The 21,167-nt window shown below is 71.7% G+C and carries 17 protein-coding genes and 1 riboswitch; of the genes, 9 read left to right on the top strand and 8 right to left on the bottom strand.

The window, feature by feature from the left end; genetic code table 11:
* Nucleotides 1-5 precede the first annotated feature (5 nt).
* The 5 genes from P8T65_RS11815 to P8T65_RS11795 all read right to left on the bottom strand — a co-directional run bounded on the left by P8T65_RS11815 (nt 6) and on the right by P8T65_RS11795 (nt 4,534).
* Nucleotides 6-686 (bottom strand): response regulator, encoded by a 681-nt coding sequence (locus P8T65_RS11815; protein ID WP_316725367.1) that lies wholly within the window; start codon nt 684-686, stop codon nt 6-8.
* Nucleotides 683-2,350: a sensor histidine kinase gene (locus P8T65_RS11810; RefSeq protein WP_316725366.1), complete on the bottom strand. Its 1,668-nt coding sequence runs from the start codon at nt 2,348-2,350 to the stop codon at nt 683-685. Before P8T65_RS11810 ends, P8T65_RS11815 begins: the two co-directional genes overlap by 4 nt.
* A gap of 169 nt (nt 2,351-2,519) precedes the next feature.
* A complete protein-coding gene (locus P8T65_RS11805) occupies nt 2,520-3,458 on the bottom strand; it encodes a sucrase ferredoxin (protein WP_316725365.1) in 939 nt (312 codons plus the stop codon).
* 138 nt (nt 3,459-3,596) lie between these two features.
* Nucleotides 3,597-3,833 carry a hypothetical protein gene (locus tag P8T65_RS11800; RefSeq protein ID WP_033525166.1) on the bottom strand — a complete coding sequence of 79 codons (237 nt, stop codon included), beginning with the start codon at nt 3,831-3,833 and terminating at the stop codon, nt 3,597-3,599.
* A 152-nt stretch (nt 3,834-3,985) separates the two neighbouring features.
* Nucleotides 3,986-4,534, bottom strand: coding sequence for a DUF6082 family protein (locus tag P8T65_RS11795; protein ID WP_316725364.1), 549 nt, complete (start codon nt 4,532-4,534; stop codon nt 3,986-3,988).
* 362 nt (nt 4,535-4,896) lie between these two features.
* Between P8T65_RS11795 and P8T65_RS11790 the strand changes: the two genes are divergently transcribed.
* Nucleotides 4,897-6,042 (top strand): GTP-binding protein, encoded by a 1,146-nt coding sequence (locus P8T65_RS11790; RefSeq protein WP_316725363.1) that lies wholly within the window; start codon nt 4,897-4,899, stop codon nt 6,040-6,042.
* Between the two features lie 10 nt (nt 6,043-6,052).
* On the opposite strand, the gene P8T65_RS11785 is transcribed toward P8T65_RS11790, so the two are convergent.
* Nucleotides 6,053-8,509, bottom strand: a complete 2,457-nt coding sequence (locus P8T65_RS11785) for a DNA topoisomerase IV subunit A (RefSeq protein ID WP_316725362.1) — start codon at nt 8,507-8,509, stop codon at nt 6,053-6,055.
* 381 nt (nt 8,510-8,890) lie between these two features.
* Between P8T65_RS11785 and P8T65_RS11780 the strand changes: the two genes are divergently transcribed.
* The 4 genes from P8T65_RS11780 to P8T65_RS11765 all read left to right on the top strand — a co-directional run bounded on the left by P8T65_RS11780 (nt 8,891) and on the right by P8T65_RS11765 (nt 13,741).
* Complete coding sequence (locus P8T65_RS11780) at nt 8,891-10,267, top strand: pitrilysin family protein (protein ID WP_184900182.1); 1,377 nt, start codon at nt 8,891-8,893, stop codon at nt 10,265-10,267.
* Nucleotides 10,264-11,652, top strand: coding sequence for a pitrilysin family protein (locus tag P8T65_RS11775; RefSeq protein ID WP_316725361.1), 1,389 nt, complete (start codon nt 10,264-10,266; stop codon nt 11,650-11,652). Before P8T65_RS11780 ends, P8T65_RS11775 begins: the two co-directional genes overlap by 4 nt.
* A gap of 203 nt (nt 11,653-11,855) precedes the next feature.
* Nucleotides 11,856-12,029: riboswitch (cyclic di-AMP (ydaO/yuaA leader) on the top strand.
* A 13-nt stretch (nt 12,030-12,042) separates the two neighbouring features.
* Nucleotides 12,043-12,831, top strand: a complete 789-nt coding sequence (locus P8T65_RS11770; protein WP_316725360.1) for a M23 family metallopeptidase — start codon at nt 12,043-12,045, stop codon at nt 12,829-12,831.
* 205 nt (nt 12,832-13,036) lie between these two features.
* Nucleotides 13,037-13,741: a GntR family transcriptional regulator gene (locus P8T65_RS11765; RefSeq protein WP_316725359.1), complete on the top strand. Its 705-nt coding sequence runs from the start codon at nt 13,037-13,039 to the stop codon at nt 13,739-13,741.
* A gap of 168 nt (nt 13,742-13,909) precedes the next feature.
* Here P8T65_RS11765 and P8T65_RS11760 read toward each other — a convergent pair whose 3' ends face one another.
* Nucleotides 13,910-14,191 carry an HPr family phosphocarrier protein gene (locus tag P8T65_RS11760; RefSeq protein ID WP_037700813.1) on the bottom strand — a complete coding sequence of 94 codons (282 nt, stop codon included), beginning with the start codon at nt 14,189-14,191 and terminating at the stop codon, nt 13,910-13,912.
* Between the two features lie 201 nt (nt 14,192-14,392).
* Between P8T65_RS11760 and P8T65_RS11755 the strand changes: the two genes are divergently transcribed.
* From P8T65_RS11755 to P8T65_RS11740, 4 genes are all read left to right on the top strand, one after another.
* Nucleotides 14,393-17,683, top strand: coding sequence for a GNAT family N-acetyltransferase (locus tag P8T65_RS11755; protein ID WP_316725358.1), 3,291 nt, complete (start codon nt 14,393-14,395; stop codon nt 17,681-17,683).
* A 97-nt stretch (nt 17,684-17,780) separates the two neighbouring features.
* Nucleotides 17,781-18,368 (top strand): DUF5998 family protein, encoded by a 588-nt coding sequence (locus P8T65_RS11750; RefSeq protein WP_184900191.1) that lies wholly within the window; start codon nt 17,781-17,783, stop codon nt 18,366-18,368.
* A complete protein-coding gene (locus tag P8T65_RS11745; RefSeq protein ID WP_316725357.1) occupies nt 18,368-19,555 on the top strand; it encodes an alkaline phosphatase family protein in 1,188 nt (395 codons plus the stop codon). Before P8T65_RS11750 ends, P8T65_RS11745 begins: the two co-directional genes overlap by 1 nt.
* Nucleotides 19,556-19,644: 89 nt before the next feature.
* Nucleotides 19,645-20,292 carry a thymidine kinase gene (locus P8T65_RS11740; protein ID WP_230212852.1) on the top strand — a complete coding sequence of 216 codons (648 nt, stop codon included), beginning with the start codon at nt 19,645-19,647 and terminating at the stop codon, nt 20,290-20,292.
* Between the two features lie 32 nt (nt 20,293-20,324).
* Here the strand turns inward: P8T65_RS11740 and P8T65_RS11735 are convergent, their stop codons facing one another.
* The gene (locus tag P8T65_RS11735; RefSeq protein WP_316725356.1) at nt 20,325-21,152 is read right to left on the bottom strand and encodes a VOC family protein; all 828 of its coding nucleotides are present in this window, start codon (nt 21,150-21,152) and stop codon (nt 20,325-20,327) included.
* Between the last annotated feature and the right edge of the window lie 15 nt (nt 21,153-21,167).

Genomic DNA, 21,167 nt, shown 5'->3' with positions numbered 1-21,167 from the left:
GTGCCTCAGGCGCGCGTCGCCCACTCGTAGCGGTGTTCCGGGCGGCCGGCGTCGCCGTACTTGAGGGTCAGCCGGGCCCGGCCCGTGCGTTCCAGGAGCTTCAGATAGCGCTGGGCGGTCTGCCGGCTCAGGCCCGTCCGCTCGGCGATCTCCTGGGCGGACAGCGCGCCCTCGGCGGTCATCAGGGCACGGCGCACGAGCTCGGTGGTGGTGGGGGAATGCCCTTTGGGCAGGTCCGGTTCGCCGCTCGCCGAGAGTGCGCCGAAGATCCGGTCGACCTCGGCCTGTTCGGCCTCCCCGCCGCCGTCCAGGGTGCGCCGCAGCTCCGCGTAGGCCTCCAGCTTCGCCCGCAGCCCGGCGAACGCGAACGGTTTCACCAGGTACTGCAGCGCGCCCTGGCGCATCGCGGCCTGGACGGTCGAGACGTCACGGGCCGCCGTCACCATGATCACGTCGGTCTCGTGGCCCCGACGGCGCATCTCCTGCACGACCACGAGGCCCGTGCCGTCCGGCAGATAGTGGTCCAGGAGGACCAGGTCCACGTGCGGCGACGTCTCCAGCAGGTGCAATGCCTCCGCCGCGCTGTGGGCCACACCGGAGACGTGGAAACCGGCGACCTTCTCCACGTAGGCGGCGTTGACGCGGGCGACCCTGACGTCGTCGTCCACGATCAGGACCTCGATCATCGCGACTCCTTGTCGGCGACAGTGACGGCGGCTTCGGTTTCCTGCTGCGGGCCCGGCTCGGCGAGTGCGTCCGGCAGGACGACGGTGAACTCGGCGCCCCCGCCCTCCGCCTCGCCGACCCGGGCGCTGCCCCCCTGCCGCTCGGCGAGCCGGCGGACCAGGGAGAGCCCGATGCCGCGTTCGCGATGGGCCGGCCGCGTCTTGGTGGACCAGCCGTCCGCGAAGATCAACTCCCGTTGGTCGGGCGGGACCCCGGGGCCCGTGTCCCGTACCCGGAGGATCGCCGTGCGGCCCTCGGCGCGCAGATCGACCTCCACGCGCGCGTGCGGTGTGCCCGCGACGGCGTCCAGGGCGTTGTCGACGAGGTTGCCGACGACGGTGACCAGCCCTCGGGGGTCGACCAGCCGGTCCGGAAGCATCGTGCCGCCCGCGACCGACAGGGCCACCCCGCGCTCGGCCGCGACGGTCGCCTTGCCGACCAGCACCGCGGCCAGCAGCGGATCGTGGATCCTCTCGGTGACCTGCTCGGCGGTCGCACGGTGGTCGCCGACCACCTCGCCGACGAACTCCACCGCCTCGTCGTACATCTCCAGTTCGAGCAGGCCGAGCAGCGTGTGCATCCGGTTGGCGTGTTCGTGGTCCTGGGCACGCAGGGCGTCCGTCAGTCCGCGCGTGGAGTCGAGTTCGCGGCCCAGCTGCTCCAACTCGGTGCGGTCGCGCAGGGTGGCGACGGCGCCCCCGTCGTCCGTGGGCATGCGGTTGGCGACCAGCACGCGGTGGCCGCGCACGGTCAGCAGATCGGTGCCCGTGACCCGGCCCGCCAGCACATCGGTCGTACGGCCGGGGCCGAGCGCGTCGTCGAGCGACCTGCCGACCGCCTCGTCACCGATCCCGAGCAGCCGCCGAGCCTCGTCGTTGAGGAGGCGCACGCGCCCGGCGCGGTCCAGCGCGACCACGCCCTCCCGGATGCCGTGCAGCATGGCCTCGCGCTCCGCCAGCAGCCCCGCGATGTCGGAGAAGGCCAGGTCCCGGGTCTGGCGGTGAACTCGCCGGGAGATCAGATACGCGGCCAGCGCTCCGACCGCCATGGCCCCGCCGGCGTACGCCAGGAGCCCGGGGATCGCGTGGATCAGGCGGGCGCGCACACTGCCGTACTCGATCCCCACCGAGACGGCGCCGACGATCGTCCCGTCGGTGTCGCGCAGCGGCACCTTGCCCCGGGCCGAGCGCCCGAGGGTCCCCGAGTCGATCTCCATGACCTCGTTCCCGGCCAGGGCCCGGCGCGGGTCGGTGGAGACGAGCCCGCCGATCTCCGCCGGGTCGGGGTGGGACCAGCGCACCCCGTCCCGGTCCATCACGACCACGTACTCGGCCCCGCTCGCCTTCCGGATCCGCTCCGCCTCGACCTGCACGGGACCGTTCACGGACGGTTTCGTGGAGACCAGGTCCTCCGCGATCTGCGGCTGGGCCGCCGTGGTCTGGGCTATGGCGAGGGCCCGGCGCATCGCCTGGTCGTCCAGCTGGTCGCTGAGCGGTGCGAGGAACAGCCCGGTCGCGAGGACGGCGACACCGGCGGCGATCGCCACCTGCATCAGCAGGACCTGCGAGAACACCCGCCGCGGCATACCGAGACGCAGACGACGTGCGGGTGGAGTGGGGCTCATACCCATGACGGTACGTGGACGGGGTGGGCCGGACGTAGTGGGGTGTGGCGCGGATCTCACCCGCCCGGTGTTTGCACGACGACGTGACCTGGAGCGGTTCGCCAAGGGAGGGGCCAGGTGCTGCGGATGGACCCTGCCGCGGGCTGTGGCGGGACCGTGCGCCGGTCGGCTAGCGGAGGGCGCCCGCCGGTGTCAGCTCGCTCACGGTCAGGACGTCCATGCGCGCCGGGGAGCCCAGCGCGGAACCGCAGCTCTCCTGGCGGGGCGGCTCGGCGGTGCCTCGGGCGACGGTCACGGTCCAGCGGCGGCCGTCGGTGTGGGCGACGACGACGTCCCAGCGGGGAGCCGCGCCGTCCGTGCGCACGACGGTCAGGGCGCCGGCGGTCTGCTCGCCGACCTCCGTGCGCACCGCGAGCTCGGCGGCCTGCCCGGGGCGTTCCCAGGCGGAACTGCCGCGGCACCCCTCGGTGACGACGCGGCCTTCCCGTACGCCTTGGAGGACCTCCTTGACGTGATGGGCCTCGGCGCGGCCGTACACGTATCCGAAAGGCAGTACGAGCAGGGTCGGGGAGAAGCGGTGACCACCCAGATGAGTGACTTCCCAGGTGCCCTCGACCCCGGACGCGGCCAGTTCGGCGGCGAGCGGTCGGCCGAGGACCGCGCAGCATCGGTCGCGCTTGCCGTTGGTGCAGACGAGTGCGAGAGGGTCGCCCGTGTGGGGCCGGCCGCGCAGAACCGTCCCGACGGTGTGGTGGTCCCCCCGGCCGAGTGCGGCGAGATCGAGGTCGAGCAGCCGCTCGGGGACGGACGTCGTGGCGCTGTGCAGCCAGACGTTTCCGGGTGCGGTGTGGGCCACGAACACCTGGCGCTCACGGACCTCGCGGCAGTCCGCGTGGCGGCCGGGGCGCCGGATGAGCGCCACGCGTACGCCGGTGCCCTCCGCCGCGGCTTCGAGGGCGCGGCCGAGCACGGGGTCGAGGTGGCTGGAGGTGAGCGCCTTGACGCCCCAGGGACCAGGCTGTTCCAGCAGCAGCCATGTCCTCGCCGTGGCGGCGGTCCCCGCGAGAGGCTCGTCGAGGTGTCGGGACGCGGATGTGCACGTACTCACAGAGGTGAGCCTAACCTGACTTGCCCGCGGCCGAACTCCGGCTGGGCCGAAGGGGGAATGCGTGGCGTCCGCAAGGGTTCGCGAGCGGCGGCGGCCCGAGGGGCCCGCGCTGTAGTGCAGGCGAGCCCCTGTTCAGGATCAGGCGTCGGGGATGTCCGACTTTGCCCGGATGAGAGTCTCGCGGCTGATGACCACGATCCTCTCGTAGTCAGCGCGCGAGGCGTCGGCAGGAAGCTCGGGGTCGAGTTTCTCTGTCCGATCTGTCCCGATTACTGCGAAGTTACCGTCCTGCAGTTCGAAGATGTCTGGGCACGTCTGCCCCGCGGCACTGCCCCTCTCGCGGGGCGACGCACCGATGCGGCGCACGATTTTCAACGGGTCGATCCTTGGGTCGTTAGTAGTGATACGAGCGGGGCTAACTCTGCCCCAAGAACCCGGTTGTTGCGCATGCATCGAAGGCGCGATGGAGTGAAGTCAGGGGTGGGGGTCGCGCTGTGTGACGCGAGCGCCGTGCGAGGTGAAGTGCCCTACTCGGCGGGAGGTTCACCCACGACCCACCACTCGTCCGTGCTCGCTTCCTCCAGGTCGTTGATCAGCGTGTCGACCATCCTGCCGATCTCCGACTCCTCCGAGCCCTCCTTCAGGCTCGACCGGTGGTGGCGCGTGGCGGCCCAGTAGTCGCGCATCAGTGTGCTCTGGAAGATGCCACGGAGGTGCCCGTACAGCTCGGCCCGGCTGAAGACGCCCACCCGGTAGCCCTGGAGGACGTGGGTGTACAGGAGGTTGGCGAAGAGGTACTGCCGTTGCCGGTCCGTGGACAGCTCCTCCTCGTAGGCGTTCAGGACGGGTAACAGGGTCGGGTCCGCGGCCGCCTTCATGACCAGGTCGAAGTTGTGCCGCTGGTAGGCGATCAGTGCCGCGCGCTGTTCCGTCTCGCGTTCCAGCCGTTCCAGGCGCCGAAGCAGGGGGCCGATGCGCCGCTCCACGACGAACGCGCTCAGCGCTCCCGCCGCGAAGGCGAGACCCGCTGCCGCGGCGGGGCCGAGTCCCCGTGCCCCATGATTCTGTGTGGTCATGTCAATCCCCGATTCAGGCGGCCGTCCGCCGGTCGTCGGGTGTGGGTCGACAGGTTGGGGACCGGCGAGCGGTGGGCGGCGCTTGCCGTCTCCCAGTGTCGCCGAGAGGTGCTCGTCCACCGGGAGGCGGAGAGGAGGCGCACGGAAGGATGCGTGGGTCGCGCGACCCGGCGCCATGCCCATCGTGTGCCCCACGGGCGCCGCTGACAATCGCTCACTCGGCGAGGTGCGCGGGCCCCCTCGTATCCTGGTGCGGCATTCGATCGACCCCTGAGGGCAACGGTGTGGGAGAGGGCGTGCGTTGAGCCAGTCGTCGAGCCGGGAGGGCGTGTGCTGAGTCCGTCGTCGAGCCGGGAGGGCGCGTGTTGAGTCCGTCGTCGAGCCGGGTTCAGGCGCCGAGGTCACAGCCGCCGCCGCAGATCCCCGTAGTCGTCCTCGCCGGGTTCCTCGGTTCCGGTAAGACCACCCTGCTCAACCACCTCCTTCACCGCAGCGGAGGCAGCCGTATCGGCGCCGTGGTCAACGACTTCGGCGCGATCGAGATCGACGCGATGGCCGTGGCCGGGGCGCTCGGGGACTCCACCGTGTCCCTGGGCAACGGGTGTCTGTGCTGTGTCGTCGACGTCAGTGAGCTGGACGTGTATCTGGAGCGGCTCGCGCATCCCTCCGCCGGGATCGACGTCATCGTCATCGAGGCGAGCGGGCTCGCCGAGCCGCAGGAACTCGTGCGGATGGTGCTGGCCAGCGAGAACCCCCGAGTGGTGTACGGCGGGCTCGTCGAGGTCGTCGACGCGGCCGAGTTCACGCGGACGCGGCAGCGGCATCCGGAGATCGACCGCCATCTCGCCATCGCCGACCTCGTCGTCGTCAACAAGCTCGACCGGGCCGAGGACGGGGAGGGGACCCTGGCGCTCGTCCGCTCGCTCAGCGAGCGTGCGGCGGTCGTGCCTGCCACCTACGGGCGCGTCGATCCCGAGTTCCTGTTCGACTGCAGGCCCTCCGAGGAGCGCATCGGCCAGCTCTCCTTCGACGACCTGCACCGGCACGACCACGACGGGCAGCACCAGGACGGGGCCGACCGCACCGGGCATCTGCACACCGGCTACGACAGCGTCTCCTTCGTCTCCGGCGTGCCGCTCGACCCCCGGCGGCTCATGGAGTTCCTGGACGGGCGGGCCGACGGGCTCTACCGCATCAAGGGGTACGTCGACTTCGGGCCGTACGACCCGCGCAACCGCTACGCCGTGCACGCCGTCGGGCGGTTTCTGCGGTTCTATCCCGAGCCGTGGGCGAGCGGTGAGCGGAGCCGTCTCAGCCAGCTCGTGCTCATCGGCGCCGGAATCGACACCTCGGCCCTGACCAAGGAGTTGGAGGCGTGCAGAGGCGAGAAGGACGCCCCGCACGCCGACGAGCACGGCATGTGGGGCGTCCTTCGCTACGTCCGGGAGGCAGAGGCCGACGAACCCGAAGCCTCCTACGAACCCGACGCGTCCTACGACGGCGTCTGAGGCATCGGCCTCACACCGGCCCCGCCACCGAGGCCACTGTCTTGCCCAGGGAGACACCCGAGCCGTCTCGGCGCGGGTCCATCTCCGGGAGGTCCGCCGGGGTGCCGTTCTTCTGCGCGGCACGGGCCGGGGCCGGGCCCGCCCAGGCGACGGACAGGCAGTCCTCGCCCTTGAGGAACCGCTGGCAGCGGACACCGCCCGTGGCGCGTCCCTTGCGGGGGTACTGGTCGAACGGAGTCAGCTTGGCCGTGGTCTGGACGGAGTCGTCCAGGGTGCCCCGGGAACCGGCGACGGTGAACACCACCGCGTCCACGGCCGGGTCGACGGCCGTGAAGGAGATGACCTTCGCACCCTCGGTGAGCTTGATGCCCGCCATACCGCCGGCCGGGCGGCCCTGCGGGCGGACCTGGGCGGCCTGGTAGCGCAGCAACTGGGCGTCGTCCGTGATGAAGACCAGGTCCTCCTCGCCGGTGCGCAGTTCGATCGCGCCGACGATCCGGTCGCCCTCCTTGAGGGTGATGACCTCCAGCTCCTCCTTGTTGGACGGGTAGTCGGGGACCACGCGCTTGACGACACCCTGCTCGGTGCCGATGGCCAGCCCGGGCGAGGACTCGTCGAGCGTCATCAGACAGATGACCGTCTCGCCGTCCTGGAGGGAGAGGAACTCCGCGAGCGGCGCGCCGCCCGAGAGGTTGGGGGCCGCCGCCGTGTCCGGCAGCTGCGGCAGGTCCACCACGTTCAGGCGCAGCAGGCGGCCGGTGGAGGTCACCGCGCCCACCTCGCCCCGGGCCGTCGCGGGGACCGCGGAGACGATGACGTCGTGCTTGACGCGCTTGCCGTCCGCGTCCGCCGCGAAGGGCTCACCGCTGGCCGTACGGGCCAGCAGCCCCGTCGACGACAGCAGCACCCGGCACGGGTCGTCCGCGACCTGGAGCGGAACCGCGGCCACCGGGGTGCTGGCGGACTCCAGCAGGACCGTACGGCGCTCGGTGCCGAACTTCTTCGCCACCGCGGCCAGTTCGCCGGAGACCAGCTTGCGCAGCTCGGCGTCCGACTCCAGGATCCGGGTCAGCTCGGCGATCTCGTTGTTGAGCTTGTCCTTCTCGGACTCCAGCTCGATGCGGTCGAAGCGGGTGAGGCGGCGCAGCGGTGTGTCGAGGATGTACTGCGTCTGGATGTCCGACAGGGAGAAGCGCTCCATCAGGCGCTCCTTGGCCTGCGCGGAGTTGTCGCTGGAGCGGATCAGCCGGATGACCTCGTCGATGTCCAGCAGTGCGGTGAGCAGGCCCTCGACCAGGTGGAGCCGGTCGCGCTTCTTGCCGCGACGGAACTCCGAGCGGCGCCGGACGACCTCGAAACGGTGGTCGAGGTAGACCTCCAGCAGCTCCTTCAGTCCCAGGGTGAGGGGCTGGCCGTCGACCAGGGCCACGTTGTTGATGCCGAAGGACTCCTCCATCGGCGTGAGCTTGTACAGCTGCTCCAGGACGGCCTCCGGCACGAAGCCGTTCTTGATCTCGATGACGAGACGCAGACCGTGGGCGCGGTCGGTGAGGTCCTTGACATCGGCGATGCCCTGCAGCTTCTTCGCGCCGACCAGATCCTTGATCTTGGCGATCACCTTCTCCGGGCCGACGGTGAACGGCAGTTCGGTGACGATCAGGCCCTTGCGGCGTGCCGTGACGTTGTCCACCGTCACCGTGGCACGGATCTTGAAGGTGCCGCGGCCCGTCGCGTACGCGTCCTTGATGCCGGAGAGGCCGACGATCCGGCCGCCGGTGGGCAGGTCCGGGCCCGGGACGTGCTTCATCAGCGTGTCCAGGTCGGCGTTCGGGTACCGGATGAGGTGGCGGGCGGCCGCGATGACCTCGCCCAGGTTGTGCGGCGGCATGTTGGTGGCCATACCGACGGCGATCCCGGACGCGCCGTTGACCAGCAGGTTCGGGAAGGCGGCCGGCAGCGCCACCGGCTCCTGCTCCTGGCCGTCGTAGTTGGGCGCGAAGTCGACCGTGTTCTCCTCGATCGACTCCGTCATCAGGCTCGTCGCGTCGGCCATCCGGCACTCGGTGTACCGCATGGCGGCCGGCGGGTCGTCGTTGCCCAGGGAGCCGAAGTTCCCGTGGCCGTCGACCAGGGGGAGCCGCATGGAGAAGGGCTGGGCGAGGCGCACCAGGGCGTCGTAGATCGAGGAGTCGCCGTGCGGGTGCAACTTACCCATGACCTCGCCGACGACGCGGGCGCACTTCACATAGCCGCGGTCGGGGCGCAGGCCCATCTCGTTCATCTGGTAGACGATCCGGCGGTGCACCGGCTTCAGGCCGTCGCGGGCGTCGGGCAGGGCTCGGGAGTAGATGACCGAGTACGCGTACTCCAGGAAGGAGCCCTGCATCTCGTCGACGACGTCGATGTCGAGGATCCGCTCCTCGAACGCGTCGTCGGGCGGCGGGGTCTTCGTGCTGCGGCGGGCCATCGCTGCCGGCTCCTCTTTTTCTGGTCGCTCACCTACGGGGCGCTCACGTCTCCAGCTCACTCTCACCGAGAGGTGAACGGGATCTGACGCGCACCATTGTGGACTGCCGCACTGACAAGCCCGACACGACCCGGCGCCGACCGCCGGGCACGCCCTCCCGAGCCGCCGCGTCAACAGCGTGCGCCGACTTTAACCAGTGACCGTCGTCCGCAACCCCCGTCTCGCTCTCGGCGTACCGGCCCCGGGAACTTCTCCAGGCGTCCGCGCGCTTGCATACAGTGGCAGGACCGGCAGGAAAACAGCGGATTCCGCGACGATTCCACGACGGACAGACCACGGATTCCGCGACCACAGCACAGCGATCGAAGGGACGTACCGCCCATGGGTCACACGGCCACAGCCGAGGCCGGCTCCGAAGGCCTGACAGTGAGGGAGCACCGCCTGGACAACGGCCTGCGTGTGGTGCTCTCCGAGGACCACCTGACCCCGGTCGCCGCGGTGTGCCTCTGGTACGACGTCGGATCGCGCCACGAGGTCGCGGGCCGCACGGGCCTCGCCCACCTCTTCGAGCACCTGATGTTCCAGGGCTCCGGCCAGGTCAAGGACAACGGCCACTTCGAGCTGGTCCAGGGCGCGGGCGGTTCGCTGAACGGCACCACCAGCTGGGAGCGCACCAACTACTTCGAGACCATGCCCACCCACCAGCTGGAGCTCGCGCTGTGGCTGGAGGCCGACCGCATGGGCAGCCTGCTGCTCGCGCTCGACCAGAAGAACCTGGACAACCAGCGGGCCGTCGTCAAGAACGAGCGCCGCCAGCGGTACGACAACGTGCCCTACGGCACCGCCTTCGAGAAGATCTTCCGCCTGGCCTACCCCGAGGGCCACCCCTACCGGCACACGCCGATCGGTTCGATGGAGGACCTGGAGGCGGCCAGCCTGGAGGACGCCCAGCAGTTCTTCCGGACCTACTACGCGCCCAACAACGCGGTCCTGTCGGTCGTCGGCGACATCGACCCCGAGCAGACGCTCGCGTGGATCGAGAAGTACTTCGGCTCCATCCCGTCCTACGACGGCAAGCCCGCGCCCCGTGACGGCGCGCTGCCCGACGTCATGGGCGAGCAGCAGCGCGAGGTGGTCGAGGAGAACGTGCCCGCGCGCGCGTTGATGGCCGCCTACCGGCTGCCGGAGGACGGCACGCGCGCGTGCGACGCGGCAGACCTGGCCCTCACCATCCTCGGCGGCGGAGAGTCCTCCCGCCTCTACAACCGGCTCGTACGCCGTGACCGTACGGCCGTGACGGCGGGCTTCGGGCTGCTGCGGCTGGCCGGAGCGCCCTCCATGGCGTGGATGGACGTGAAGACCTCCGGCGACGTCGAGGTGCCCGTCATCGAGGCGGCCGTCGATGAGGAGCTCGCCCGGTTCGCGGCCGAGGGCCCCACGGCCGAGGAGATGGAGCGCGCCCAGGCCCAGTTGGAGCGCGAGTGGCTGGACCGGCTCGGCACGGTCGCGGGCCGCGCCGACGAACTGTGCCGCTACGCGGTCCTGTTCGGCGACCCGAAGCTCGCCCTGACGGCCGTCGACCGGGTCCTGGAGGTGACGGCCGACGAGGTCCAGGAGATCGCCAAGGCCCGCCTGAGGCCCGACAACCGCGCGGTGCTCGTCTACGAGCCCGTCGCGGGCGACGAGGGAGCCGAAGAGGAGACCGCCGCGGCCGAGGCCGCCGAAACCACCGACGAGACCGAGGAGTCGGCGAAGTGACCGAGCTCGCGACCATGGACTTCCACCCGCAGCCCCAGGCCGGCGAGGCCAGGCCCTGGGCGTTCCCGGCGCCCGAACGCGGCACACTGGACAACGGCATGACCGTGCTGCGCTGCCACCGCCCCGGCCAGCAGGTCGTCGCCGTGGAGGTGCTCCTCGACGCTCCCCTGGACGCCGAGCCCGCCGGCATCGAGGGCGTCGCCACCATCATGACCAGGGCCTTCTCCGAGGGCACCGACAAGCACACGGCCGAGGAGTTCGCCGCCGAGCTGGAGCGGTGCGGCGCCACTCTGGACTCGCACGCCGACCACCCCGGTGTACGGCTGTCCCTCGAAGTGCCGGTGTCGCGGCTGGAGAAGGCCCTCGGCCTGCTCGCCGACGCCCTGCGGGCCCCCGCGTTCGAGGACGCCGAGATCGAGCGGCTGGTGGCCAACCGGCTCGACGAGATCCCGCACGAGACGGCCAACCCGGGCCGGCGGGCCGCCAAGGAGCTCTCCAAGCAGCTGTTCCCGGCCACCTCCCGGATGTCACGGCCCCGCCAGGGCACCGAGGAGACCGTCGAGGGCATCGACTCCGCGGCCGTACGCGCCTTCTACGAGCGCCACGTGCGCCCCGCGACGGCCACCGCCGTGGTCGTCGGCGACCTCACGGGCGTCGACCTCGACGCTCTGTTCGCCGACACCCTGGGCGCCTGGACCGGCTCCCCGGGTGCGCCGCGACCCGTGCCGTCGGTGACCGCCGACGACACCGGGCGCGTGATCATCGTGGACCGCCCCGGTTCCGTGCAGACCCAGTTGCTCATCGGCCGCGTGGGCGCCGACCGGCACGACCGCGTGTGGCCGGCGCAGGTGCTCGGCACCTACTGCCTCGGCGGCACCCTCACCTCCCGCCTGGACCGCGTCCTGCGCGAGGAGAAGGGCTACACCTACGGCGTGCGGGCGTTCGGCCAGGTGCTGCGGGCCGCGCCCGACGGTTCGGGCATCGCGATGCTCGCCATCAGCGGCTCCGTCGACACCCCCAACACCGGTCCGGCGCTCGACGACCTGTGGACGGTGCTGCGCACCCTCGCCGCCGAGGGCCTGACCGACGCCGAGCGCGACGTCGCCGTGCAGAACCTCGTCGGGGTGGCCCCCCTCAAGTTCGAGACGGCCGCGGCCGTGGCGAGCACGCTGGCCGACCAGGTCGAGCAGTACCTGCCGGACGACTACCAGTCGACGCTGTACCGCCAACTCGCCGCCACCGGCACCGTGGAGGCCACCGCGGCGGCCGTGAGCGCCTTCCCGGTGGACCGTCTGGTGACCGTCCTCGTCGGGGACGCCGCGCAGATCGAGGAGCCCGTCAGGGCCCTCGGAATCGGCGAAGTCACCGTCGTCCCGGCCGAGTAGAGGGCGACCGGACGGACGCGTGTCAGTGGGGCCCTGGTGACGGAAGAGTCACCAGGGCCCCTGTTTGTCCGTATTGATGGCGGAGGTTGTGTGTCTGCCCTGTGGCGTAGTTAACAAATCCTGTGATCCGTTTGTTATTTCGAAGACGGCCCACTTAGCGTCGGTCCGGCTGTTCGTCAGAAGTTCGCCGCAGCCGCGGCACCGGACAGTCATCGCCGAGTCCCCGCGTGGCGCGAGCCAGGGGAGCCGGGGACCCATCACAGTCCCTGGGGTGAATCGGGTGCCCTTCGCGGAGCGACGCGAAACGAGGGGTGGCCGTAGGAGACCTTCCTGCTCCGAACCCGTCAGCTAACCCGGTAGGCGAGAAGGAAGGAAAGGACCAGCTACTTCATGGCGTTCACCCGCGCCCCCGGGAAGCACCGCCGTCCCAGCCGTGTGCAGCGCACGACCACGAGGAACGTGGGCGTGGCCGCTCTCACCACCACCGGCGTCTTCGGCACCCTGGCCGGCCCCGCGCTCGCCGCGGAGGAGCCCGCCGTCGAACAGACCGGCCTGAACCAGATCATCACCCTCGGCGACACGGTCGCCGACCAGGTCGACGCGCAGGCGGCTGCCCAGGAGCAGGCCGCCGAGGTGGCCGCGGTCAAGAAGAAGGCGCAGGAGGAGGCCAGGAAGGCCGCCGCCGAGAAGGCCGAGCAGGAGCGTGCCGCCGCCAAGGAGCGCGAGGAGATCAAGGCCCGTGCCGCCCGCGCGGCCGAGCGTGAGCGCCTCAACCGCTACGTCGCGCCCATCAGCGGCTCCTACATCTCCACCGGCTACAAGACCGGCGGTGCCGTCTGGTCCTCCGGCAGCCACACCGGTGTCGACTTCCATGCCGCGTCCGGTACGGCCGTCCTCGCGGTCGGCTCCGGCACCGTCGTCGAGGCGGGCTGGGGCGGTGCTTACGGCAACAACATCGTCATCAAGATGAACGACGGCACCTACACCCAGTACGGCCACCTGTCGTCCATCGGCGTCTCCGTCGGCCAGACGGTCACCCCCGGCCAGCAGATAGGCCTCTCCGGGGCGACCGGCAACGTCACCGGGGCGCATCTGCACTTCGAGGCCCGGACGACGGCCGAGTACGGCTCGGACATGGACCCCGCCGCGTACCTGCGTTCGCACGGTGTGAACGTCTGACGCGTCCCCGACGCTTCCCTGGAGGCCCCGGCTCATCGAGCCGGGGCTTTCCTCGTTCATGCATACCCGCTGTGTGACGTAGCTCCTGTCCAAAAAATATCCTTGGATTCCGGTCCGCCATCGGAAATTCCCGCTCGCTGCAATAGAGTCGCTGGAACACACGTCAATCATCGACGTTTCACGGGGATTAAGGCGGAGGTCGGTCATGCGTATTCCGGCGCACTCGGTATGCACGGCGATCCGTGATGACATCGTCGCGGGTGTCTACGAGCGCGGCAGCCGGCTCACCGAGGAACTGCTCGCCCGCCGGTACGGCGTCAGCCGGGTGCCCGTGCGCGAGGCCCTGCGCACGCTGGAGGCCGAGGGGTTCGTGGTGACCCGTCGGCACGCGGGCGCGTGCGTCGCCGAGCCGACCGAGCAGGAGGCGGCCGACCTGCTGGAGATGCGCATGCTGCTGGAGCCCCTGGGGGCCGCCCGCGCAGCGCAGCGCCGTACGGAGGCGCACCTCAAGGTGTTGCGCGGCCTGGTCAGGCTGGGCCAGGAGCGGGCCAGGAGGGGCAACAGCGAGGATCTGCGCTCCCTGGGCGGCTGGTTCCACGAGACGCTCGCACAGGCGTCCGGCAGCCCCGCCCTGACCTCGACACTCGCCCAGCTGCGGCACAAGATCGCCTGGATGTACGCGGTCGAGGCGCCGTCCGACCCCGTGGAGTCCTGGGCGGAGCACGGCGGCATCGTGGACGCGGTCGCGCGCGGCGACAGCGACCGGGCCCGGACGATCACGTCCCTGCACACCGAGCGGGCCACCGCCGCGCACCGGCTCCGATTTCCGGCCGGGGCCGGCGGGACGGAGCGCCCGGAGCGTGTGAGGACTTCGCAACACCCCGTAAACACGCCGAGCCTGCGGCATTAACACGCACGCCGTATACAAAGAGGGAAGAATTCCGAGGGGCATTATTTCTGCTGCCCGCGGTCCGGAAAGAAGAGGTAAATACGAAGGGCCCGCCCGATAGATCGGACGAGCCCTTCGATGTGTGCGGGAGCGGCCTTTCAGGCCTTTCCGCTTCGGTTGCCCGGTCGCTCAGACCGTCTCGGGGAGTTCTTCGAGCCCCTCGGCGACGAGCTTGGCCAGACGGTCGAGCGCGACGTCCGCGCCCTCGGCGTCGGAGGCGAGCACGATCTCCTCGCCGCCCTGGGCGCCGAGGCCCAGGACCGCGAGCATGGAGGCCGCGTTGACGGGGTTGCCGTCGGCCTTGGCGATCGTCACGGGGATACCGGAGGCCGTGGTGGCCCGGACGAAGATGGATGCGGGTCGGGCGTGGAGGCCCTCGGCCCAGCCGACGTTGACGCGGCGCTCAGCCATGTGATGCTGCCCTTCAGGTGTCTCGGGTGCTGCAGAGAGGTCTAGACCGGGTTGTCTAGACCAGTTTCCCATATGGGGCGACGTACCGGAACGGGCCCACGGCCTGACCACGAACCGGCTGTCGCGCTTGTGTTGTTCTTCTGTCGTGCCACCCCAGACTGCCTCGCGCCGTTGTCGGACGCGAGCCGTACTCTGGGGCCCATGCAGACCTCGTCGGACCGGCACGAGTACCCCGCCCACTGGGAGGCCGACGTGGTGCTGCGCGACGGCGGCACCGCACGCATCAGGCCCATCACCGTTGATGACGCCGAGCGTCTCGTCAGCTTCTACGAGCAGGTCTCGGACGAGTCGAAGTACTACCGCTTCTTCGCGCCGTACCCTCGCCTGTCCGCCAAGGACGTCCACCGCTTCACGCACCACGACTTCGTGGACCGGGTGGGGCTCGCCGCCACCGTCGGCGGCGAGTTCATCGCCACCGTACGCTACGACCGCATCGGCGCCGATGGCATGCCCGCGTCCGCACCCGCCGACGAGGCCGAGGTCGCCTTCCTCGTGCAGGACGCCCACCAGGGCCGCGGCGTCGCCTCCGCCCTGCTCGAACACATCGCCGCCGTGGCCCGCGAGCGGGGCATCAGACGCTTCGCCGCCGAGGTGCTGCCGGCCAACAGCAAGATGATCAAGGTGTTCACCGACGCCGGGTACCAGCAGCAGCGCAGCTTCGAGGACGGCGTCGTCCGGCTGGAGTTCGACCTGGAACCCACCGACCGCTCGGTGGCCGTCCAGCGCGCCCGGGAGCAGCGCGCCGAGGCCCGGTCCGTCCAGCGGCTGCTCGCCCCCGGCTCGGTCGCCGTCGTCGGCGCCGGGCGCACACCGGGCGGAGTGGGCCGCAGCGTGCTCGCCAATCTCCGGGAGGCGGGGTTCACCGGGCGGCTGTACGCGGTGAACAAGGCGCTCGGGGAGGACGAGAAGGAACTCGCGGGGGTCCCCGCGCACCGGTCCGTCACCGACATCGAGGGGCCCGTCGACCTCGCGGTCGTCGCCGTCCCCGCCGCCCACGTCCCCCAGGTCGTCGCCGAGTGCGGGGAGCACGGGGTGCAGGGCCTCGTGGTCGTCTCCGCCGGATACGCCGAGAGCGGGCCTGAAGGGCGCGAACGCCAGCGCGAACTGGTGCGCCAGGCCCGCACGTACGGCATGCGCATCATCGGGCCGAACGCGTTCGGGATCATCAACACCGCCCCCGACGTCCGGCTCAACGCCTCGCTCGCCCCCCAGACCCCGCGCTCCGGGCGCATCGGTCTGTTCGCCCAGTCCGGCGCCATCGGGATCGCGTTGCTCTCCCGGCTGCACCGGCGCGGGGGAGGGGTCACCGGGGTCACGGGCGTCTCCACGTTCGTCTCGTCCGGCAACCGCGCGGACGTCTCCGGGAACGACGTCCTGCAGTACTGGTACGAGGACCCGGACACCGATGTCGTCCTGATGTATCTGGAGTCCATCGGCAACCCGCGCAAGTTCACCCGACTCGCCCGGCGCACGGCCGCGGTCAAGCCGCTCGTGGTGGTGCAGGGGGCGCGCCACGGCTCCGCGCCCCTGGGGCACGCCGTGCGCGCCACCCAGCTGCCGCACACCACCGTGTCCGCGCTGCTGCGCCAGGCCGGGGTGATCCGGGTCGACACGATCACGGAACTGGTCGACGCGGGGTTGCTGCTGGCCCGGCAACCGCTGCCGGCGGGGCCGCGGGTGGCGATCCTCGGGAACTCCGAGTCGCTCGGGATGCTCACGTACGACGCGTGCCTCTCCGAAGGGCTGCGGCCGTTGCCGCCGCTGGACCTGACGACCGGGGCCTCGGCACAGGACTTCCACGCGGCGCTGTCGCGGGCCCTCGCCGACGACTCGTGCGACGCGGTGGTGGTGACGGCGATTCCCGCGCTGGGGGAGACCTCGCCGGGGGACGCGGCCCTGGCGGAGGCCCTGCGGTCGGCCGCCGCCGCGAACCCGTCGAAGCCGGTGCTGGTCGTCCACGTGGAGCTGGGCGGCCTCGCGGAAGCACTGTCGGCCGCGGCCAGCACGGCCCCCCAGTCCATCGACAAGCCCGCCGGCGCCACAGCGACAGCCCCGCTCCACGGATCGCCCACCGATGAGGCCGCGGGGGCGACGCGGAGGGAAACGGCCGTGAGGCCGGAGAGAACCGGTGAGGCGACCGGGACGGCGAGCCCGCCGGGAGCCGCAGCGACGGACGGGGCCCAGCGCCCGGTGACGACGCGGCAGACGCCAGGAGCGGGCGCAGCCACGCCCGCGCCCGGTGGCGCCGCACACCCCGCCGCCTCCAGCCCAGCAGGGCCGGGCGTGACAGGCCCGGGCGCGGGCGGCCCGGGCCCGGCAGGTTCCGGCGAGGCCGGTCCTCGCGCGGCTGGCTCGGATGTGCCCGACCCCGGCCCCGGCACGAGCGACCGCGGCCCGGCCGACCCGGGTGGGCCACACCCGGACCAGCCGGGTCCTGGCGCCGCTCGCTCCGGCGTGACAGGAGGTCCAGGCGTCGCGGCCCAAGGCCCGGCAGGCGTCCCGGGCGGGCCGGCGTCGGCCGTTGCGGGTGTGGAGCCCGGGGCGGTGACGTCCGCGGAGTCGGGCGGGGCTCGGCTCATCCCCGCCTATCCCGCCGCCGAGCGGGCCGTGCGGGCGTTGTCCGAAGCCGTGAACTACGCCCAGTGGCGACGGGAGGCGGCGGAGCCCGGGCGGGTGCCCGAATACGAGGACATCGACGAGAAGGGCGCGGCCGAACAGATCGACGCGCTGCTCGCCAGGGGCGAGGGACTCACCCTCGGCGAGGACGAGACGGGCGCGCTGCTCGCGCGGTACGGCATCCGCCTGCGGCAGGCGCGCCCCGCGCCGACGCCCGACGAGGCCGCGAGGGCGGCGCGGCTCATCGGCTACCCCGTCGCGCTCAAGACGACCGCCCCCCACCTGCGGCACCGCGCCGACCTCGGCGGCGTACGGCTCGACCTGGCGGACGAGGAGCAACTGCGCCGGGCGTACGCGGAGTTGACGGAGCTCTTCGGAGGCCCCGACGAGCTGCGCCCGGTCGTGCAGGGCATGGCTCCGCGCGGCGTCGACACGATCGTGCGGACGGTGGTGGACCCGGCGGCCGGAGCGGTGCTCTCGTTCGGTCTCGCCGGTCCCGCGTCGCAGCTGCTCGGCGACATGGCGCACCGCCTGATCCCGGCCACCGAACGGGACGCGGCCGCACTGGTCCGCTCGATCCGGACCGCACCCCTCCTCTTCGGCTGGAGGGGCTCGGCCCCCGTGGACACCGAGGCCCTGGAAGAGCTGCTGCTGCGGGTGTCGCGGCTGGTCGACGACCACCCCGAGGTCGTGGCGGTCTCCCTGGAACCCGTCGTCGTCGCCCCGCAGGGCCTCAGCGTGCTGGGCGCCACCGTCCGGCTCGCGCGCCCGCCCGTCCGCGACGACCTCGGCCCGAGGACCCTGCCGGTGTACTGAGAGCGCGTCGCGCCGCCCCCGCATTGATCCGTCCACGACAGAACCGAGACGGCAGAGCGGTCCCTCGCAGTCAGTGCGCCACCGTAGGATGGACGTCATGGCCAAGACCAGTACGACGACCCAGGGGCTGCGTGCGGCGATCGAGCGCAGCGGCTACTACCCGGCCCTCGTGGCCGAGGCGGTGGAGGCCGCTGTCGGCGGAGAGGCCATCAAGTCGTACCTGGTCCATCAGGAGACGACGTTCGACGCGAACGAGGTGCGGCGCCACGTCACCGTCCTCGTCCTCACGGGCAACCGCTTCATCGTGAGCCACACCGACGAGCAGGCCGCGGACAGCACGTCACCGACGCCGTACGCCACGACGTCGACCGAGTCGGTGAAGATCGGCCGGATCTCGTCGGTCGTGCTCAGCCGGGTCGTCGCCAACCCCGAGTCGTACACACCGGGCACCCTGCCCCGCGAGGTCGTCCTCACCATCGGCTGGGGCGCCGTCTCCCGCATCGACCTGGAGCCCGCCGCCTGCGGCGACCCCAACTGCGAGGCGGACCACGGGTACACGGGCAGCTCGACGGCGGACGACCTCAGCCTGCGCGTCAGCGAGGCCGGGGACGGCCCGGAGACCGTGCGCCAGGCCCTCGCCTTCGCGCAGTCCCTCTCCGAGGCCACCGCGGACACCGCCCGCTGATGGCGCTGCCCACCTGGGACCACCCGGAACCCCTTGCCCTCGGCTCCGCCCCCGTCCCCGAGTACGGCGCCGGTTCGCTCGCCGACCTCCTGCCCACCCTCGCGGCGGGCATGGGAGTCCCCGGCACGGCCTCCTCGATACCGGAACTGACGGCGACCGACCGGGTCTGTGTCTTCCTGGTGGACGGCCTGGGCTGGGAGCAGCTGAAGGCGCACCCCGACGAGGCGCCCTACCTGACGGCCCTGCTGGCGTCCTCGCGCGGCGGCACCGGCCGCCCCATCACCGCGGGATACCCGGCCACCACCGCGACGTCCCTCGCCTCCGTGGGCACCGGCCTCCCCCCGGGCGCGCACGGCCTGCCCGGCTACACGGTCCGCGACCCGCAGACCGAGGAGCTGATGAATCAGCTCCGCTGGCAGCCGTGGACCTCGCCGAAGACGTGGCAGCCGTATCCCACGATCTTCCAGCTCGCCGACCGGGCGGGTGTGCACACCGCCCAGGTCACCTCCCCGGCCTTCCAGAACACGCCCCTCACGCAGATCGCGCTGAGCGGCGGCACCTTCCACGGCCGCCTCTCCGGCGAGGACCGCATGGACCTGGCCGCCGAGCAACTGGCCGCCGGGGACCGCGCCTTGATCTACACGTACTACTCCGAGCTGGACGGCGCGGGGCACCGCTTCGGTGTCGACTCCGACGCCTGGCGCGGCCAGCTCATGCACGTCGACCGACTGGTCCAGCGTCTGGCCGAGCAACTCCCGCCGCGCACCGCCCTGTACGTCACCGCCGACCACGGCATGATCGACATCCCGTTCGACGAGCAGCACCGCATCGACTTCGACGAGGACTGGGAGCTGCGCGCCGGGGTCGCCCTGCTGGGGGGCGAGGGCCGGGCCCGCCATGTCTACGCGGTGCCGGGCGCACAGTCGGACGTCCTGACCTGTTGGCGTGAGGTGCTCGGCGAGCAGTTCTGGATCGCCTCGCGCGACGAGGCCATCGCGGCGGGCTGGTTCGGCCCGCACATCGACGAACGCGTGTATGCCCGCATCGGGGACGTGGTCGCGGCGGCCCACGACGACGTCCTGATCGTCGCCTCCGAGCGGGAGCCCAAGGAGTCGGCGATGGTCGGCAACCACGGTTCGATGACCCCCGTCGAACAGCTGGTCCCGCTCCTCGAAGTACGCTCCTGAGGCCCTGCCACCACCCATCACACCCGCCCGCCGGACCTGCCTGACCCGCCGCCCCCTCGCCCTCCTCGCCGAAAGGTGCTCAACTCACCATGCCCGAGCTGGTGTTCTTCTCCGGAACCATGGACTGCGGGAAGTCGACGCTGGCCCTCCAGATAGAGCACAACCGCTCGGCGCGCGGCCTCCAGGGCATGATCTTCACGCGTGACGACCGCGCGGGCGAGGGCAAGCTGTCGTCACGGCTGGGCCTGGTCACGGACGCCGTGGAGGTCGAGGACGGCCAAGACCTCTACGCCTATCTCGTCGACCACCTCTCCCAGGGCCGCCGCGCGGACTACGTGATCGCCGACGAGGCCCAGTTCCTCGCCCCCGGGCAGATCGACCAACTCGCCCGCGTCGTGGACGACCTGGGCCTGGACGTGTACGCCTTCGGCATCACCACCGACTTCCGTTCCAAGCTCTTCCCCGGCTCCCAGCGTCTGGTCGAGCTGGCGGACCGCGTCGAGGTCCTCCAGGTCGAGGCCCTGTGCTGGTGCGGTGCCCGCGCCACCCACAACGCCCGCACCATAGGCGGTCAGATGGTCGTCGAGGGCGCCCAGGTCGTCGTCGGCGACGTCAACCAGCCCGACGACATCGGCTACGAGGTCCTCTGCCGCCGTCACCACCGCCGCCGGATGACGGCCGCCACGGCCCGCGCGGGCGCCCTCTCCCCGGACGTCCTCCCGGTCGAGACGGTCTGACCGACGGCGGTCCGGCGCGGGCCGCCCCAGGTTCACTCGACCGTGCGACCGTCCCCGTCGGCGGCCCGGTGTTCCGTGCGCACCACAGCGAACTTCGCGCCCTCCGGGTCGGCCAGGGTGGCGACCGGGCCGTGCGGGGTGTCATGGGCCGGTTCGAGGACATGGCCGCCGAGTTCGACGACGCGGTCGGCGGCCTCGTCGGGGTCGGCCACCTCGAAGTAGGTCAGCCAGTGGGGCCCCCGGTCCCGGGGGAGCGCGCTGCCGACACCGTGGATGCCGGCCACCGGGCGGCCCCCCACGCGCAGGGTGACGTAGTCGAGGTCGGCGGAGACCACCGGCTCCTCCACGTAGCCGAAGACCGTCTCGTAGAACTTGGCCACCAGCGAGCTGTGGGCGGTGAGGAGTTCGTCCCACGCGGGCGTGCCGGGGACGCCGGTGATGTCCGCGCCGAGGTGTCCCGCCGCCTGCCAGATGCCGAAGACGGCGCCCGCCGGGTCGGAGGCGATCACCAGCCGGCCCGCGTCACCGGCGTCCAGCGGGCCCACGCCGACGGTGCCGCCGCAGTGCCGCACGGTCTCCGCCGTCCGGTCCGCGTCGGCCGAGGCGAAGTAGGGCGTCCAGGCGATGGGGAGATGACGGTCCGGCGGCAGCTGGCCGATCCCCGCCACCTGCCGCCCGTCGAGCAGGGCTCGCACGTACGGGCCGAGCTGCTGGGGGCCGGGCTGGAACTCCCAGCCGAACAGCGCCCCGTAGAACTCCTGGGTCGTGGCCGTGCCGTGCACCATCAGACTCACCCAGCAGGGTGTGCCCGGTGGATACACGGTGCCGTTCAGGCCGGTCGACCCCCGTGCCTCGGTCATCGTCACTCTCTCCTC

Source organism: Streptomyces sp. 11x1 (assembly GCF_032598905.1).
GTDB lineage: Bacteria > Actinomycetota > Actinomycetes > Streptomycetales > Streptomycetaceae > Streptomyces.
Note: the sequence above shows the minus strand (reverse complement) of the source record. Positions and strands in the feature narration are given on the sequence as shown.

What these genes read in the sequence shown, in the direction of transcription:
- P8T65_RS11815 (WP_316725367.1), bottom strand. Translation starts at nt 686, where the DNA reads ATGATCGAGGTCCTGATCGTGGACGACGACGTCAGGGTCGCCCGCGTC.
- P8T65_RS11810 (WP_316725366.1), bottom strand. Translation starts at nt 2,350, where the DNA reads ATGAGCCCCACTCCACCCGCACGTCGTCTGCGTCTCGGTATGCCGCGG.
- P8T65_RS11795 (WP_316725364.1), bottom strand. Translation starts at nt 4,534, where the DNA reads ATGACCACACAGAATCATGGGGCACGGGGACTCGGCCCCGCCGCGGCA.
- P8T65_RS11785 (WP_316725362.1), bottom strand. Translation starts at nt 8,509, where the DNA reads ATGGCCCGCCGCAGCACGAAGACCCCGCCGCCCGACGACGCGTTCGAG.
- P8T65_RS11780 (WP_184900182.1), top strand. Translation starts at nt 8,891, where the DNA reads ATGGGTCACACGGCCACAGCCGAGGCCGGCTCCGAAGGCCTGACAGTG.
- P8T65_RS11770 (WP_316725360.1), top strand. Translation starts at nt 12,043, where the DNA reads ATGGCGTTCACCCGCGCCCCCGGGAAGCACCGCCGTCCCAGCCGTGTG.
- P8T65_RS11765 (WP_316725359.1), top strand. Translation starts at nt 13,037, where the DNA reads ATGCGTATTCCGGCGCACTCGGTATGCACGGCGATCCGTGATGACATC.
- P8T65_RS11760 (WP_037700813.1), bottom strand. Translation starts at nt 14,191, where the DNA reads ATGGCTGAGCGCCGCGTCAACGTCGGCTGGGCCGAGGGCCTCCACGCC.
- P8T65_RS11755 (WP_316725358.1), top strand. Translation starts at nt 14,393, where the DNA reads ATGCAGACCTCGTCGGACCGGCACGAGTACCCCGCCCACTGGGAGGCC.
- P8T65_RS11750 (WP_184900191.1), top strand. Translation starts at nt 17,781, where the DNA reads ATGGCCAAGACCAGTACGACGACCCAGGGGCTGCGTGCGGCGATCGAG.
- P8T65_RS11745 (WP_316725357.1), top strand. Translation starts at nt 18,368, where the DNA reads ATGGCGCTGCCCACCTGGGACCACCCGGAACCCCTTGCCCTCGGCTCC.
- P8T65_RS11740 (WP_230212852.1), top strand. Translation starts at nt 19,645, where the DNA reads ATGCCCGAGCTGGTGTTCTTCTCCGGAACCATGGACTGCGGGAAGTCG.
- P8T65_RS11735 (WP_316725356.1), bottom strand. Translation starts at nt 21,152, where the DNA reads ATGACCGAGGCACGGGGGTCGACCGGCCTGAACGGCACCGTGTATCCA.